Raw genomic sequence first — 16,089 nt, forward strand, 5'->3', positions numbered from 1 at the left:
ACTTAATCACCTGCTTTTTCCTATTTGCTAAAATAAATTTCATCCAGTTTTTGCAACTCATCTTTTCCAAGTAAATCATGAAAGTATGAATATGTGTCAGAGTAATCTTCTGCCAGAAGCTCTCTCTCCTCAATCATTTTCTTGAGTCTTTCTTTAGCTTCAGCAATCTCCTTGTCAAGTTCCGCAACCCTTACCTGATTTTCCCTTATCGAAAAGTACACCTGCTTTACAGTGTACTCCAAAAGCTGCAGATTTTCCTCCCTGATTTCCTTTGGAATATCCAGAAGCCTTTCTTCATTTTCTTCCATTTTTTTATTTATAGCTACTATGGATTTTTCACATTCCTGCATTTTAGTATGTGCTTCCTTGTTATTTTTGTCAAAAACCTCTGTTGTAAGCCTAATAATGCTGTCCATACATTCTTTCTTTTTTATTGAAATATCCTTGGATTCTGTGATTAATCGGGATTGTTCTTTTAAAAGCTCCTTTATACGATTTTCACATTCTGTTATATCATTGGTTTTTTCCATTTTTTTGAAAATCCCGTTCCATCTTTCGTCAAGTGTAAGCAACGAAATATCGTTTTTGAAAAGGACCTTTAGGTCAAAGCCGTGATCTTTATTCCTTTTATTAAAAATGTTCCACATTTCAGCCTCCGCAGCATAAGCCTTATCCCCTGACTACAATGACACATATTTTTAAATTATACATGAATAGTCAATTAAAAGGATTAATTTAGTATATTAATATATCGGTATAAATAGGAAAATGTTTCACTTTTTAATATTTATTAATTTAATGTAAACATCATATACATGGCCTCTTAAAATTTGACATTGAAAAATGGAAATGTTAAACTATTGTAGTGTCAAAATATTGTCAATACTCGTTTTTGGAGTATTTTTACATTAAATTTTGATGTTTATTTTTTAAACAATAAGGGAAGTGATTGTCATTAACAATAAGAAAAAAATATGTATTATCGGTCTTGGTTATATCGGTCTTCCAACTGCCGCTATGTTCGCAACACACGGACACAGTATTGTAGGAGTTGACGTAAAAAAAGAAGTTGTTGATTCACTTAACCAGGGAAGGATAATCATTGAGGAACCTTATCTGGACATTATGGTACAGGCAGCTGTCACATCAGGGAATTTGAGGGCACAGCTCACTCCTGAGGAAGCTGATGTATTTATTATATCGGTACCGACACCAATTAATGCTGACAAGACAGCAGATATGAGGTTTGTACGTTCGGCAACCGAATCTATTGTGCCTTATCTTCGTGAAGGTAATGTTGTAATATTGGAATCTACATCACCACCGGGAACTGTTGAAGGTCTGATGCTTCCTATTTTGAAGGAATCAGGTCTTGAAATAGGAACCCAGCTTTTGGTTGCACATTCTCCTGAGCGTGTATTACCGGGTAAAATTCTGGTTGAGCTTGTTGAAAACAATAGAATTGTCGGAGGCATAAATGCAGCATCCAGCGAAGCTGTACGTGATCTTTACAGAACTTTTGTAAAGGGAGAAATTTTCCTCACCGACGCTACAACCGCTGAAATGTGCAAGCTCATGGAAAACACATTCAGAGATGTTAATATTGCTTTGGCTAACGAACTTGCCAAGCTTTGCGAAAAAATGGGGATAAATGCATGGGATGTTATTAAGTATTCGAATAAACACCCTAGGGTTAATCTTCACCAACCCGGTCCCGGCGTTGGAGGACACTGCCTTGCAGTTGACCCTTGGTTTATTGTTGAAAAGGAACCTGAGCTTGCAAAGATAATTAAACTCAGCAGAACAACCAACGACAGTATGCCTCATCACGTATTTAATCGCTCAAAGAGTATTCTTTCAGAGGTTGACGGAATCAAAAAGGTTATAATCCTTGGTGCTACCTACAAACCAAATATTGACGACATGCGTGAAAGCCCTGTTATGGAATTGGTTGAACTGTTTGAACAAGACCCAGGTTTTGATGTTTGTATTTATGATCCTCATATTGCTTCACATAAGCTTATATGCAACGACCTTGAAGAAGCAGTAAGTGGAGGGCATATGATTATACTTGGTGTTAACCATGATGAATTTGCTAAAATCAACTTTTCCAAGCTGCAGCCGCTGATGGCACAAGCCAACATATTTGATACAAGAAACTTCTATGACAGATCGGCGTTGATAGCAGCAGGCTTTAATGCTTATCTTCTTGGAGCATAAAAACAACAGACTGCCCTTCGGTTTTTAGGCTCCGGAGGGCTTTTCTTGAATTTGAAAGGATTCTCATGAAAAAAGTACTTATGATTGCACACCAGTTTCCTCCTATTGGCGGCTCAGGTGTTCAAAGAACTGTTAAATTTGTTAAATACTTGAGAAATTTTGATTATGAACCTGTTATACTAACCAGAGATGCCTCGAAAGCGGCTTTAAAGGACGAAACACTTTTAAAGGACATTCCCCAGGGCATAAAGGTTATCAGAACAAAGGCTTGTGATTTTGCTGCTCTGCCGGGAATATTCAAATACTTCGGGAAGGTTGTAAACAAGCTTCTGATACCCGATTCGGAGAGAGTGTGGCAGCATTTTGCCCGTAAACAGGCTTTGGCTGCAATAAAAGATAACAAAATAGATGTAATATATACCACGTCGGCTCCCTACAGTGATCATCTTCTTGGTGTATACCTGGAAAAGCACTACCCGGAAATTCCTCTGGTCTGCGATTTCAGGGACGAGTGGACCAATAACCCTTACCATGTCAGAAAAGGTATAAGGGCAAAAATTGAACGAAATCAGGAAAAAATGGTTCTCAAGTACGCTGACTGTCTTATTACCAATACTCCGGTAATGCTTTCAAACTTTTTGAGGGACAACCCTGAAACCAAAGATAAATTTTATGTTATACCAAATGGCTACGACGACGAAGATTTTGAGGGTATGGAGGATATTGTACCCTCAAACGGCAAGTTTACACTTACCTATACCGGGCTTTTATACGGCAAGCGGAAACCCGACAATTTTTTTGCAGCTCTCAAAAGAGCTATTGACGAAGGAAGTGTGGACAAGTCCAAAATAAATGTCAGGCTCATAGGAAATTATAAGGTAGAGCAGCTGCAAACAGTAATTGACAGCTACAATTTAAACGGAGTTGTTTCACTTATGCCTTACATGAAGCACAAGGAGTGTCTTTTAGAACTCATTAAATCTGACGCCCTTCTGCTGATAGAACCATCAGGCCCCGGTGCTGAAGCTTTTTATACCGGCAAGGTTTTTGAATACATGAACACCAAACGACCCATACTGGCATCAATTCCAGAGCATGGTGCTGCAGCACAGCTTATAACAGATACAAATACCGGTTTGGTTTCAGACTTTAATGATATTGAAACTACCCAAAAGAACCTTATTGAACTTTATAATTGCTGGGCTAACGGCACGAATTCAGTAAATCCGGTAATTGAGGAAGTTAAGAAGTTTGAAAGAAAAGAGCTTACAAAGTCACTGGTAGAAGTTTTAAATAATTCATTTAAAAAGTAACTTGGAGGATTTTAACATGAAATTAATTGATGAAAAAGGCAGATTATTCGGTAAGGTTAACATTATAGATCTGGTAGTGGTTTTACTGGTTCTTTTATTGGTAGCAGCAGTTGGATACAAGGTTTTAAGTCCAAAAATAGCTTCTTCACCTACTGCACAGGGAGAAGTAACAGCGGTTGTAAAATGTACCTTCAGAACTGATACAGTTATTAGTCAGGTGAAGGCAGGACAACAGCTTGTTTTTGGCACTGACTACATTCCAAATGCAACCATTGCAGAAGTTAAAGCAGTACCCTCCGATTATTTGACAACAGACGCACAGGGTAAGGTTCATATGGAGAAACATCCTACTTTGAAGGATATATATATAACAGTAAAGGCAAAAGTTAATACAAATGCAGCAATATTAAAAGTTGGTACACAGGATCTTTGTCTTGGTAAGAAATTTACAGTGAAAACCCAAACTATTGAAATGGACGGTAACGTTGAAAGGGTCACTATCGCCAAATAATCAGTTAACTTAATTTGAACAGGTGGTGATATAAATGGAACAGCTTACCAACACAAGCGTCATTTTTAAAACAGCAAACGGATTAACCCGCTGGTTTAAAGCTTCAGTTTTATATAAAGTAATGTGTGTTTTATTGGAATGGTGCAGAAACAGCCAGATAAACCGCTTTATTTTGGGGTATCTGGGTAGGGATTCTTCTTTGAAGTATTCTTCAACCTACAAGGTTTTTTCACAGATTTTCGGATTATTTGACAGGCTTTGGGACAAGCTGTGCGACTTTGGTGCAAATTGCGGAAGTTCCAGTGCTTTTATTTCCTTTATAAGGAATGCTTTTTTAGGTTCAGGCAGTTTCGCCTCCTTCTCCCTTATGATAATGTTTTTCAGTATAGGATTTGGAGTTACAACATTGGCTTTAGGAACATTTAACACGATTAAGGCTGCCTTTATTATTTTTGGAATAGTCGTGTCCCTGCTGCTTTTACCCGGTAGGAGAAAATGGAAAGCCTGCCTTGAAAACAGCATGTTCTGGCATTTTGTGCAATACATTTTTGATTAAAGAGTCAGTAAGGATAAACAAATACTATGAATAAAAAAACTGCTGTAATATTATTGATATTGGGATTGCTGGCAGGGGTGTGCGGAGCTTTTGCACCGACCTTTCTGCTGGTTGCATTTATTGCAGGCGTAATATTTACTGCCGCAATGATGTTTGATTATTCAAAATTCCTATATGTCCTGGGGTTTTATGTTTTAATTGACTACGTATTAAGGTATGTCATATCGAGTGCTTTACTTGCAAGCTTTTGGGATGAACTGCTGTTTGTATTTGCACTGTGTCTGTGGCTGTACAAATGGGTGGTTTACCGTAAACAGGACGGCTACGTTGCAACACCGCTGGATATACCCCTTGTATTTTTTGTGGTAATCTCTATATGCTTGGTTCTGGTTAATTCACCAGTAATGCCAATCGGAATTGCCGGCTTCAGACAGGTTGTACAGCAGATGCTTTGGTATTTCGTTGTTGCACAGCTTGTAACCTCCAGTAAGAACATTAGATGGTTTCTTTACATTATGGTATTTATCGGTGGAATTTTAGGACTTCATGGTATTTACCAATATGTTACACATGCCGAAATGCCCTCCTACTGGGTTGACAGGCTTGAATCCGGCATTACAACAAGGGTTTTCTCAATAATAGGAAGCCCTAATATTCTGGGAAGCCTTATGGTATTGCTGATACCCGTTGCAATTTCCTTCGTTTTTAGCGAAAGGAAAATTTTTAAGAAAATTTTATTTACCGGAATAACCCTTGCTATGTCTGCAACTCTTATATTCACATCTTCAAGGTCTGCATGGATTGGCTTTGTGGTAGCAATGGGCGTGTACTTCTGGCTTAAAGATAAGAGATTAATTTTACTGCTGGCACTGCTGGTTATTGCTGCATATTTCGCAGTACCTACAATTGCGCACAGAGTAAACTATCTGTTAAGTCCTCAATACATGGTAAGCAGTGCTTCCGGAGGAAGAATCGCAAGATGGTCCATAGGTATTGCAGCACTAAAACAACACCCTTGGTTCGGCCTTGGACTTGGACAATTCGGTGGTGCAGTTGCTCAGAACTTTAAGATACCGGGTGCATTCTACGTTGACAGTTATTTCTTAAAGATTGCTGTTGAAATGGGCCTTGTAGGCTTTACGTCCTTCTGTATTCTGATATATAACGCTCTGGCATGGGGTATCCGAGCAGTTAAGAGAACAGCAGACCGCCAAAGCCTCAGCATGGCACAGGGCGTTTTTGCAGGAATGGTTGGAGTTGTGGTTCCTAACTTTGTTGAAAATGTGTTTGAGGTTCCAATGATGACAGCTTATTTCTGGATGTTTGCAGCCGTCCTTATAGCCCTTGGCTTCACCATTCCCAATCAGGGATTGAAACGCCTTAACGTGGGAAGTATAAGATAGCGAAGATATAAACAAGCCGTTTACCTTGATAAGGGTAAACGGCTTTTAATTTGCTTCTAGTTGAGTGAATGCAATGCCTTTTCTTCTTGCTTTAATGAAATATCCTTTCTCCTGTATATTCCCAGCAGCATCCCTATAAGTGCCATATTAAGCAGACAGTTTTGGCCTCCGTAGGATATAAAAGGCAGAGATATTCCGGTCAATGGAAATAAGTTAAGATTTGAAATTATATGGATTAACACTTGTATTGAAAACACACAGCATATACCCACTCCTAGCAATTTCCCATACTCATTTCTTACTTTATTTGATGCCATAAATAATCTGACAATTATTAATCCCAATAGCCCCAATAGGGCTGCTCCAAAGAGCCAGCCGAATTGTCCTACCACAAAAGTAAAAACAAAATTCGTGTCTGCACATGGTAATGCCAATCCTTTTGTGTTGCTGCCCATCATATCTTTGCTCATTCCGATAAATTGTGAACTGCTTTGAATTTTACGAAGCATGACATTAGTAAATCCCCAGCTCTGGGCATATTTCCATGGACTAATAAATATTGTAAGCCTTTCAAATCTGTATGGTTCATATGTAAAAGTGTAAAGTAATGTTATTATTATAAAGCTAATAAGTCCTCCATAAAGTATGAAAAGAGTCTTTTTTCTGTTTCCTTTAAAACTTTTGCTAAAAATACCGTAGGTAACCATAACCGCAAAGCCTGCCCCCAGTATACATGCAAAAATTAGTGAGGGTTCCATGGATATTATTATCAACGGAAGCAGCGAATTTACCACTAGCTTAAATAAATTACCCGGGGTTCCATCGCACCACCTTCTTATGAGACCTGAATAGCTTATTAGAAGTACAGGAATTGCCACAAAGGACGGTGTTACACTAAATCCTCCCAGTACTATAGCTGCTCTGCCATATGTGTCAGGTCCGAATACAAGTATAGCTAACAGTAAAAGACATACCAAATAGTATACATGTAGAGAATATTTTTCGAATCTTATGAAATCAACGAAATAAAGGATAACCGCAAGAATAGTTCCCGCTGCTACAAAGAGAATTTGTCTTTTAAAATAAAACGGATGTGTAGCAATTTGTGAATATTCAAACATTATGTAAAGTCCAAATAAAACTATAGCCCCCAAAAGTATAACAATTGACCATTCTGTTTTTGGTTTGTGAGTGTTATGAAGTTGTTTCCCTATTGCAATTGGGTCTCCCATTTTAAGTACAGCTTTTTTGACGGCTTCATCTTCTGACATTCCATCATCTGAGATATGCAATTCAGTCAACTCCTCAATATGGCTTTGCAGCTCCTTCTGTATTATCCTGTGAGCCTTTTTGTACTTGACCTGCCCCAGCACTCTATTGATAAAATCAGCGGCACATTGGTTCAACTTCCCCACCTCCCAGTACTTTCTTTATGGCTTCAGCATATTTTCCCCACTCTTTTTGTTTCTCTTCCAAAAGCTTCCTTCCTTTGAAAGTAATCCTGTAGTACTTCCTCTTCCGGGCAGAATCGGTGTCTTCCCAGTAGGCCTCAATCATTCCGTCACTTTCCAGGGAATGAAGAATGGGATACAGAGTTCCTTCCTTTAGTGTAAAAGTATTATCCGACCTTCGTTCCAATTCCCTGGTCATCTCATATCCGTACATGTCCCCACTCTCTAGAAGCTTAAGGACAAGCATGATTGTACTTCCCTTTAGTAATTCCTTATCAATCTTCATGAATATACCTCCGAATCATATGCATAGTATATCTATGTATTAATTTACACATATATTCCATTTGTGTCAATAGGAGTAAGTGTCTACAACCTGAAATAAATAATGACAGCGACTAATTTTCTATAATTAGCCGCTGCCATTTAAATTCTTATATCTTATATCCCATATCTCTTTCCTGCTTCAAGAAAACCTGTACCAAAGACTATTAAAAGCGGTATAACCGGCATATGGTATCTGGATTGAACCTCCAGAAACGTGTATGAGAGCAGCAGTCCTCCAAATATCATTAATATAATCAGTGAATCATACCGCTTCTCTTTTAGAGTGTAAAAGCAAGTACACACAGCCATAAGAATAATTAGAATGTAAAATATCTGAGATACAGCATAGAATATCCTTGGATGTGACTTAACCGTATTTTCAGCTTTGGAATCCTGCGAGGATATGGTGCTCCAGTAATACCCGTAATTTTCATTTCCCCATTGTATTTCAAATTTTCTAAGTGCAAGTCTTGCAAAACCAACAGGGTCGTTTTTTATTCTGCTAAAGGCTATGTCCTTGGCTTCCTTCTGAACCTTTTCAAAATCAAAGTTGTTCTTTTCGATTAATGAAAAATCCTCATTGTTAAACATCCCATCAGCTTTACTGTTTGTCCCGATCATCAGATTAAAGCCTGAATCCGATTTAGTAATGTCAACGCCTGTTGCCTTCTGTATTGGCAAATTTATAAGGTTAACAACTGCAAAATATACTGCTATAAAAAGCACTATTGATTTAATACCCAATACTAAACTGGTAAAGTTATCAGCTCTGTAGCGTTTGTACAAAAGTATGAACACTGCAAAAACAGGCAGCATAATCATTGCCATCGGTCTGATAAGCTGAGCTAAAGCCGTAATAAAACCTGCTCCCAGCAGCATAAGGTTTCCATTCCAGAATCCATGATTTTTGTAAGTATATTTCTTAATAAAATAAAGTGTCAGCAGTACCGCTCCAGTAAAAAGCACTAAAAATACATGCTCGGAGGCAATAACGGAGCTATACATAATTTGTGCCGGCCACAAGGCACATAGCAATGAAGCCACTCTTCCTGCCCTTTCACCGTAAAGCATTTTACCACCTGCATAGATAATAAATACAAGTGCCAATGAAAGTAGAATATTAAAAATTTTTATTGTCCATAAACCTGAACCGAAAATCGAAAAAAGTCCGGCTAATATCATTCCAAAACCGATTTTAAAAGGAAACACTGCATAGAAATCTGCGAATCCTTTGAAATCTCCCTGACTAGCATTAATCCCATAGTTGTATAAGTGCAAAAAGTCTGAAAACGGCTGAGTCTGAATATACCAATTCCATATCAAACGCGGGACTACAGCAGCCAAGACCAGCAGTATTACGAAAACTGCCTTATTTATCTTTGACAGAATATTCAGCCTATAAATTGCGAATAAGCCCACACCTGCACCTATAAAGTATAAAATGCCGGCAATAAAAGGCAGTTTCAGCGCCGAAGGCCCTGTTTTAAAAGCGGCAATCAAAGCTACTGCTGCCAGGAGTACAATAGCACCAAATACTATAATATAAAATATAATGTCCTTGATTTTTGTTTTTTTCAAAACATCACTCCTCTTATTAAAATATTCCAAATATTAAGAATACAATTTATTTTAACATAACCGGGTAAATAATACCTTATAATTTGATTTTCATATATTCATATGGTAAGCTAAAGCTTATTATTTATTTTTGAGAGGTAAGCTTATGCGAACACAGAATATATACAAAAATTATGAACCGGCCGTTACTGATGCAAACAAAGATTTCAAATGCGGCTACTGGTTTGTTTTTTGTTTAAATAAACTGTTGATTAAAAATGAAGAAAATGGAGCAAAAATTCCGGTTTACAGTGAATTAGCAGAACTTGGCCAAGCATTAACTGCCCCGTTGTATCTAGGGAAATTTTACGGTCAGCCTGCATATTGCATCGGGATTGCCGACAACACACAAGCTCCATCGCGAATGTCTTTTGTAGATTTGAGATCAACCTTCGGAGTACTGGATGAGGACTCTTTTTTGCTGGCAAGTAAGGCTGTACAAGTGGTGGCTTGGGAGCAAACCCACCGTTTTTGCGGGAAATGCGGTTCTTTAACACAAGACCTTTCCGGCGAGCGTGCAAAGGTTTGTCCTGAATGTGGTTTTATAAGTTATCCCAGAATATGTCCCGCAGTAATTACCGCAGTTTTTAAAGAAAATAAGATATTGCTGGCCCACGCGCGCTCCTTTAAAGGTGATATACACAGCCTTGTAGCCGGTTTTGTAGAGGCTGGTGAAACACTGGAGGAAGCTGTTGAAAGGGAAATAATGGAGGAAATCGGTATAAAGGTTAAAGATATAAAGTATTGGGGCAGCCAGCCATGGCCTTATCCAAACTCACTAATGCTTGGCTTTACAGCAGAGTACGAAAGTGGAGAAATAAACGTTGATGGAGTTGAAATTTCTCACGCTGAATGGTACGACGTTGAAACCCTTCCGGAACTGCCGCCCAAGGTCAGTATTGCCAGAAAAATAATAGATTGGTACTCTCAAGGACATTCCTGAGGATAAATTTATATATAATGAAAAATGACTGCCAGCCCGTATATTACAGGGTTGGCAGCCATTTTTAGGTTTTTACTGAATCTCTATTCTGTTATTAACCTTTTTCGTTTCACTTTTTGGAAGAACAATTGTGAGAATTCCATTTTCATACTTTGCTGAAACATCCTCGTTTTTAACATTTTCAACATAGAAGCTTCTGCTGAAGGAGCCATATCTTCTTTCTTTTCTTATATAGTTGTCTCGCTCTTCCTTTGACTCTTGGTTCTGCTCAACTGCGATAGTAAGTGTGTCATCTCTCAAATCCAGCTTAATTTCTTCCTTTGCAACACCCGGAATTTCAGCCTCTACAATAAATTCCTTTTCATTTTCCTTAATGTCTGCTCTTATTGGGTTTCCGCCTGTAAATCCTAAAAAAGAATCATTGAAAAAACTATTGAACATATTTTCAATATCCAACAGGCTTCCTCTCTCCTGCACTTTGTTGTTTCTGAATGGTACTATTCCAAACATACAAACACCTCCAAATGATTTTAATTTATTTGATTTAATTTGATTTTGACTTTCCTTGACCTTATGATTTTATTTTACCCGTATCTTTTTGATCTTTCAATGTCATAATTTGACTTTCTCTGACTTTGGTGCATAACAAAATGCAATTAAACTTAAATATATTCTGAATCCTTATTCTTTCTTAAAATTTCTCACTTTTTTACTTTTAATTCCCAACAACTGCAATATTTCACGCCAGTCAATTGCACCAACTAAAGCCATTAGGAAAACAGCTATTACAATATATGCACACACTGCAAATAATGTTTGCCATGCTACTGAAAGGTTCATGAAATTAAAGAAGCTATATATATATTTGCTGGATAAAACAAGAACTACAGTTACACTCGCGGGCAGCACTACCCACTTTCTTAAATCAATCATCATTCCGGTATTTTTGGTTATTATTATGAAATTAAGAATACAGAATATGAAATAGCTGATTATTATACCAAAAACATATGCGGGTATCCCATAAACAGGTATCAGATAGTATACACAGAGTATACGGATAACAGAACCTATTATAGAATTTGTTAGTAAAAGGCCCTGCTTCCCCAGCCCGTTCATGATTCCGGTAAGTATCTGTTGGAGATAAATGAATATGCATGTAAAGGACAATAAAAACATTGTGCTTCCGACGTTCTGCCCGGGATATACCATGTTTGATATTTTGCTTGGATAGCAGGCAAATAGTGCCATAAATACAAACCCAACCACCATCGTAATTTGAATTGATTTTGATATTCTGAAATTAACCCTGCTGTAATTCTTTAGTGACATAGATTCAGAAATTGCAGGAACAAGAGTAGTTGCAAGTGATGTTGTTACCAATGCTGGAAAAAAAATCAGTGGCATTGCCATCCCTGCCAATTTTCCATATTCCTCCATGCACTGTATGTAATTCAGTCCTCCAACAAGAAGTCTTCTTGGAATCAGAATTACTTCTATGGCCTGCATTACGGACATTATAAACCTGTTAAAGGAGATGGGTACTGAACAGTTCAGAATGGATTTTACCAGTTCTCTTTTTCTGGTACGGCCTTTATTATTTTTTATAATAGTATGAGGATATTTCTTATATCGGTAATAAATTGCCAGAACAAATAAATTGGACATTTCCCCCAAAGCCATACCCAATGTAGCCAAAGCACATGCATATTCGAGACCTGCTTTTAAAAACTGTGAGGCAAATATCAATACTATACCTATTTTAACAAGCTGTTCAACTATCTGGGATATGGCTGTAGGCGTCACTTCCTGAATTCCATAAAAATAGCCCTTGTAGGCTGAAGCTGCTGCTATAAAAGGTATACACGGCAGCAATATCCATACTGAGAAATATGTTCTACTGTCTTTTAATAAAATGTTTACTATAAAATCAATATTAAAATACAGTACTATTGATACAAATATACTTGTAACAAAAACTGCAAACAATCCTACCTTGGATATTCTTTTTATGTTAACAGCATTCCCTTTTGCAAGTTCTTCAGCAACCATCTTTGAAACTGCAATAGAAACACCTGAAGTTAATGTCAGAATTATCAAAGTGTAAAGCGGTACAATAAGTTGATACACGCCCATTCCCTCAGCACCGATAAGGTTTGACAGATATATTCTGTAAACAAAACCGATTATTCTTGTTACCAAGCCCGCGGCCATCAAAATAATTGCACCTGTTATAAAGGTTTTTTTGGTCATGTGTACCTCAGTATTTTTAATCTTAAACTATAATATTGAGGTTGTTAACCTTTTATGACTCTAGGTTTCCAGCTGCATGGCATTTATTTCAGGTTGATACTCGTGACCAGGTCATTTATAATAACCACATCAGCTGCTAACACACTACCCATTGGGTACAAGCAGTCTACAGCTTATATAGGCAGACAGGCCTTTGGCCTTAAACTTAATCCAGAGAACACATTGTTCGTCACTAAACAGATCAAGTTTTTTGAACATTTATTTAATTTAATAACAGTCATTTAGATATAGAGAAAGACGATGACAGGGATAAAAATAACCCCGGGTTTCATTTGCCTTATTTTTTTATGCTTTGGAACAGGGGTAAATGGAGGTCAATATGATTAATCTTAATAGAAGGTTTGTATCAGGCGTTATAGCTTTGTCTTTATGTGCAGTTACAGCTGTACCTATTTACAATCTTGCAGCAGTAAAAAGCGAGAAAATTGTTTTTCCAAAAACAGATTCATACATGTCTGATACGGAGAAGGCAGTAAAATCAGAACGTCATTCGTTATATAACAATATAAACTACTCGGCGGCGACAGCGCCTAGTCCAGAACTGATACAAGCGGTAACTAAAGCCGCACCGGCAAAAGAAACCGCAAGTTCTGTAAAAAAGACAACTGCAAGTAAGGCTAAAACAGCAAAAACATCTACAGTAAAAAAAGCAACTGCTTCACCGACCAAAAGAAAAACCGCCGCAAAACCGGCTACAAGCAGAAGTTATGCAAGTACAGCTCCTGCAACAACTTCAAAGGCAGCTGCAATAATATCTACTGCAAAGAAATATATCGGAGTACCGTATGTATGGGGTGGTACAACTCCAAGTGGGTTTGACTGTTCCGGTTATACTAAATACGTTTTTGCAAAACACGGAATTAGTCTTCCTAGAACAGCCGCAGAGCAATACAATGTTGGTTCATATGTTTCTAAGGCAAATCTGAGAGCCGGAGATTTAGTCTTCTTTACAACGTATAAGGCGGGTCCGTCTCACTTGGGTATTTATCTTGGAAATGGAAGTTTTATTCATGCAAGTTCTTCAAAGGGAGTTATTATCTCCAGCCTTAGCAACAGCTATTTTGCAGAAAGATATATAGGGGCAAGAAGGGTAATAGGATAACATCATTTGTGTTACAGAAATTTTACAAAGAGGTTGCAGATAACTGCAGCCTTTTTTGTTGTTCTTATGGTAGAATGATAATATGTCGCTTTTACTGGAGGATTGCATATGAAAATGGATAAACTGATTGAAAAATTAAGCCGTAGACTTAGTCATAAAAATCTAATAACTATGATAGTTATCCTTTCAGTATCCATAATTGCATTCTTAGGGGTTATTTTCAGAAACGATATCACGTTACCTCTCAGTAATCTCACATCCCCCGTTGAAGATTCCAATGCCGCTTCCATGCCTCCTTTGGTGGTAATAGACCCCGGACATGGAGGTAGCGAACCCGGAGCAGGCAGCGGTCAAATTAACGAAAAAGACATTACTCTGGCTATTTCATTGGAAGTAGAAAAAATCCTCAATGAAAAACATATTGACAATATACTTACCAGAAGGGATGATACTGCTGTAAGTCTGGAAGACAGAACAAAGCTTGCCAACGAAAAAAAATGTTCACTGTTTATAAGTATACATAATAATTCTTTTACTGACCCGGCATCCCACGGGATACTTACAACATATAACCCATATTCACCTACAGGTGAGAGTAACGCAGAAATCATGCAATCAAAGCTTAAAACCCTTGGCATGTTTAACAGAAAAATCGTTCCTCGCCCGAATTTGTATGTTCTGCGTCGAACCGAAATGCCGTCACTGCTTCTGGAAATAGGTTTTATTTCTAATAAGAATGATTTAAAGCTCTTAACCTCTTCCGATTTCCAGAAGAAATGTGCCGTACAAATTGTAAAGGGTATAGAAGAAATTCTGGAGACAAATGCTACTGCCTCATCAGAAAGCTCTTCAGAAGACTGATAATTTCTTCTTTATCTGTCATTTGGAATATTTTTTGTTTTGTATATGCAGCATCCCTCATACCTTTTATATACCAGGCTATATGTGAACGCATTTCCAATATACCGGTTCTTTCACCTTTCAAGTCGATGAGCATATTCATATGCCTTATAATCGTTTCAATTTTTTCTTCAGGTGATGGGTCAGGAACTGTTGTTCCGTCTTCAAGAAACCTGACTATCTTTTTAAATATCCATGGGTTTCCCTGTGCGCCTCTTCCAACCATTATTGCATCGCACCCTGTTTCTTCCAGAAGCTTTTGCGCTTCTTTGGGTCCGGTTACATCGCCGTTTCCAATTACAGGTATTGAAACTGCCTCTTTTACCTGTCTTATAATGTCCCAGTCGGCTTTTCCGCTGTAGTACTGCTCCCTGGTTCTTCCGTGCACAGCAATGGCACTGGCCCCGTTTTTTTCAGCGATAAGTGCTATTTCAACCGCATTAATACGGCTGTCATCCCAGCCCTTTCTTATTTTTACGGTTACGGGCTTTTGGGTAGCAGATACAACCGCCCTGATTATTTCTGCAATCAGTTGGGGATTTTTCATCAACGCACTACCCTCGCCGTTCTTAGTTATTTTCGGAGCAGGACAGCCCATATTAATATCAATTATTGCCGCATCTGAAGCGTTCAGCTTCTCTGCAACCTCTGCCATGATTGTTGGATCAGAACCAAAAATCTGAACAGCTCCCGGCTTTTCTATCTCGTGCATCAATGTAAGCTTGTTGCTTTTATCATCATCGTAGTGCATGCCTTTTGCACTTACCATCTCGGTATATACAAGACCACATTCCTGTTCCTTGCAAAGTACACGAAAAGGCATGTCTGTTACTCCGGCCATGGGAGCTAAAAATATATTGTTTTTTAATTCAACATTACCTATTTTCAAAAGTAGTAACCCTCATTCAATTTATTATTTATATAAGTATTATCTGTTGCAATCGCAATGATATTATAGCAATTTATGTGTTTCGGGTCAAAAGGACGTATTAATATTCATTAAGTTATGATAATTTTTAACCTTTTTGACATTTATTTATATGCAATGCAGTATCAGATGCTTTTGTAAAAAATCAGGTATAAAAAAGTTAATGTTAGTGTAAATGAGGTGCAATATTTTACAGCTATATGAATTAAGTACAATAATTTACAACCCTAGTGCAATTTATTACAAAAAAGTTAAACGTATCTAGTAAATATGCACAATTTAATGGTAATTTTTAGAAATATATTGTATATTTTTACAAAGTAAAATATACTAAAAATATAATATTTTAGTATATATGTGCAATAATTTACAATATTGTTAATAGTGGAAAACACAATTTATTTGAAACAATGCAGATATTTTTTAATAGAGTGTCTGCTTTTGTTAATAAATAATTTAAAGGAGAGGTAAAAATGTTAAACAAAGCAAAAGGCAAGTTCAAAAA

Annotated in this window: 15 protein-coding genes; 8 read left to right on the forward strand and 7 right to left on the reverse strand. The window is 37.5% G+C overall.

What is annotated here, in order from left to right; all coding sequences use genetic code 11:
- Window positions 1-20 precede the first annotated feature (20 nt).
- A complete protein-coding gene (locus L323_RS39320) occupies window positions 21-647 on the reverse strand; it encodes a hypothetical protein (RefSeq protein ID WP_020817170.1) in 627 nt (208 codons plus the stop codon).
- 298 nt (window positions 648-945) lie between these two features.
- Between L323_RS39320 and L323_RS39325 the strand changes: the two genes are divergently transcribed.
- The 5 genes from L323_RS39325 (at window position 946) to L323_RS39345 (ending at window position 6,003) form a co-directional block, all read left to right on the forward strand.
- Window positions 946-2,220 carry a nucleotide sugar dehydrogenase gene (locus L323_RS39325; protein ID WP_020817171.1) on the forward strand — a complete coding sequence of 425 codons (1,275 nt, stop codon included), beginning with the start codon at window positions 946-948 and terminating at the stop codon, window positions 2,218-2,220.
- Window positions 2,221-2,285: 65 nt separating this feature from the next.
- Complete coding sequence (locus L323_RS39330) at window positions 2,286-3,533, forward strand: glycosyltransferase family 4 protein (protein ID WP_020817172.1); 1,248 nt, start codon at window positions 2,286-2,288, stop codon at window positions 3,531-3,533.
- 16 nt (window positions 3,534-3,549) lie between these two features.
- A complete protein-coding gene (locus L323_RS39335) occupies window positions 3,550-4,044 on the forward strand; it encodes a DUF4330 domain-containing protein (protein ID WP_020817173.1) in 495 nt (164 codons plus the stop codon).
- Window positions 4,045-4,078: 34 nt separating this feature from the next.
- Complete coding sequence (locus tag L323_RS39340; RefSeq protein WP_020817174.1) at window positions 4,079-4,600, forward strand: hypothetical protein; 522 nt, start codon at window positions 4,079-4,081, stop codon at window positions 4,598-4,600.
- A 26-nt stretch (window positions 4,601-4,626) separates the two neighbouring features.
- Window positions 4,627-6,003: an O-antigen ligase family protein gene (locus tag L323_RS39345; protein ID WP_020817175.1), complete on the forward strand. Its 1,377-nt coding sequence runs from the start codon at window positions 4,627-4,629 to the stop codon at window positions 6,001-6,003.
- 56 nt (window positions 6,004-6,059) lie between these two features.
- Here the strand turns inward: L323_RS39345 and L323_RS39350 are convergent, their stop codons facing one another.
- From L323_RS39350 to L323_RS39360, 3 genes are all read right to left on the reverse strand, one after another.
- On the reverse strand, window positions 6,060-7,409 hold the full coding sequence (locus L323_RS39350; protein WP_020817176.1) for an FtsW/RodA/SpoVE family cell cycle protein: 1,350 nt from the start codon (window positions 7,407-7,409) through the stop codon (window positions 6,060-6,062).
- The gene (locus L323_RS39355) at window positions 7,390-7,740 is read right to left on the reverse strand and encodes a PadR family transcriptional regulator (protein WP_020817177.1); all 351 of its coding nucleotides are present in this window, start codon (window positions 7,738-7,740) and stop codon (window positions 7,390-7,392) included. Before L323_RS39355 ends, L323_RS39350 begins: the two co-directional genes overlap by 20 nt.
- A gap of 155 nt (window positions 7,741-7,895) precedes the next feature.
- Window positions 7,896-9,359 carry an ArnT family glycosyltransferase gene (locus L323_RS39360; protein ID WP_020817178.1) on the reverse strand — a complete coding sequence of 488 codons (1,464 nt, stop codon included), beginning with the start codon at window positions 9,357-9,359 and terminating at the stop codon, window positions 7,896-7,898.
- 145 nt (window positions 9,360-9,504) lie between these two features.
- Here L323_RS39360 and nudC point away from each other — a divergent pair, with 145 nt between their 5' ends.
- Window positions 9,505-10,341 (forward strand): NAD(+) diphosphatase, encoded by an 837-nt coding sequence (gene nudC / locus L323_RS39365; protein ID WP_020817179.1) that lies wholly within the window; start codon window positions 9,505-9,507, stop codon window positions 10,339-10,341.
- Between the two features lie 72 nt (window positions 10,342-10,413).
- Here the strand turns inward: nudC and L323_RS39370 are convergent, their stop codons facing one another.
- Together L323_RS39370 and spoVB are read right to left on the reverse strand one after the other, a co-directional pair.
- On the reverse strand, window positions 10,414-10,851 hold the full coding sequence (locus L323_RS39370; RefSeq protein WP_020817180.1) for an Hsp20/alpha crystallin family protein: 438 nt from the start codon (window positions 10,849-10,851) through the stop codon (window positions 10,414-10,416).
- A 171-nt stretch (window positions 10,852-11,022) separates the two neighbouring features.
- The gene (gene spoVB, locus L323_RS39375; RefSeq protein WP_020817181.1) at window positions 11,023-12,594 is read right to left on the reverse strand and encodes a stage V sporulation protein B; all 1,572 of its coding nucleotides are present in this window, start codon (window positions 12,592-12,594) and stop codon (window positions 11,023-11,025) included.
- A 379-nt stretch (window positions 12,595-12,973) separates the two neighbouring features.
- Here spoVB and L323_RS39385 point away from each other — a divergent pair, with 379 nt between their 5' ends.
- Both L323_RS39385 and L323_RS39390 read left to right on the forward strand, forming a co-directional pair.
- Window positions 12,974-13,756, forward strand: a complete 783-nt coding sequence (locus L323_RS39385; RefSeq protein ID WP_020817183.1) for a C40 family peptidase — start codon at window positions 12,974-12,976, stop codon at window positions 13,754-13,756.
- 108 nt (window positions 13,757-13,864) lie between these two features.
- A complete protein-coding gene (locus L323_RS39390; protein WP_020817184.1) occupies window positions 13,865-14,617 on the forward strand; it encodes an N-acetylmuramoyl-L-alanine amidase family protein in 753 nt (250 codons plus the stop codon).
- Here the strand turns inward: L323_RS39390 and dusB are convergent.
- Window positions 14,583-15,545, reverse strand: coding sequence for a tRNA dihydrouridine synthase DusB (gene dusB / locus L323_RS39395; RefSeq protein ID WP_020817185.1), 963 nt, complete (start codon window positions 15,543-15,545; stop codon window positions 14,583-14,585). The two genes, L323_RS39390 and dusB, sit on opposite strands and share 35 nt — an antisense overlap.
- Window positions 15,546-16,089: the final 544 nt, after the last annotated feature.

This window comes from Ruminiclostridium papyrosolvens C7 (assembly GCF_000421965.1).
In the GTDB taxonomy this organism is placed as follows: domain Bacteria; phylum Bacillota; class Clostridia; order Acetivibrionales; family DSM-1351; genus Ruminiclostridium; species Ruminiclostridium papyrosolvens_A.